At 41.4% G+C, this 657-nt stretch carries 1 pseudogene; it reads right to left on the bottom strand.

Going from position 1 to position 657, the window contains the following annotated elements:
* Positions 1-657, bottom strand: a pseudogene (locus ACFINO_RS10805) (autotransporter domain-containing protein); the annotation flags it as partial.

The raw sequence follows: 657 nt of genomic DNA, 5'->3' as shown, positions 1-657 counted from the left end.
ATAGAAGGAAAAAGAACGTCCATTTTCAGTGGTGGTAACGGTTTTGGTTAAACGCCCACCAACACGGATCATCCATTGATGAGGATTGTTCATATCAACTTTAAAGCCATCAGCATCTGCAAAAGTGTCAAACATATCAAATGTTGATAGGCAAGTTGTGCTTGTGGTTCGAATGTTACCTTTTCCATACCGGTTGCAAATTGTTTGCTAATGGTGGTAGAGATGCTCCATATCTTTGCATTTTTCACTTTTGCGGTTTTGCCAATGATAGCATTGGTGATATCTCCTTTTATGATACCGTAGGATAACAGCGTATCAATATAGAAACCGTTGTCATGTTGTATGGTTCCATAGGCTGTGAGGGACCATTTATCAACGGTGTTTTTTCCAGCATCTTGCATATCTTTTGGCGTAAAGGAAAGCTGTCCATAGGTCCCTATAAGACCGAAACGTGTTGTGGTATTATGTCCTTCCAGTGTTGCGAAGTTCACTCCTCCTTGTAGAGCGGCATAGCGAAGATCAGCACCGCTATAACCATATTGGCGTGGTGCACTTTCAGAGGAGAAAGTTCCTGTGCTTCCATAGGTGTGTAAGAAAAAGCCATTCTGTTTTTCTTGTCCTTTATCTACGACCGATGTTCTGATATTTGCCAACAAT

This window comes from Bartonella sp. AA83SXKL (assembly GCF_042196965.1).
Taxonomy (GTDB): Bacteria; Pseudomonadota; Alphaproteobacteria; order Rhizobiales; family Rhizobiaceae; genus Bartonella.
Note: the sequence above shows the minus strand (reverse complement) of the source record. Positions and strands in the feature narration are given on the sequence as shown.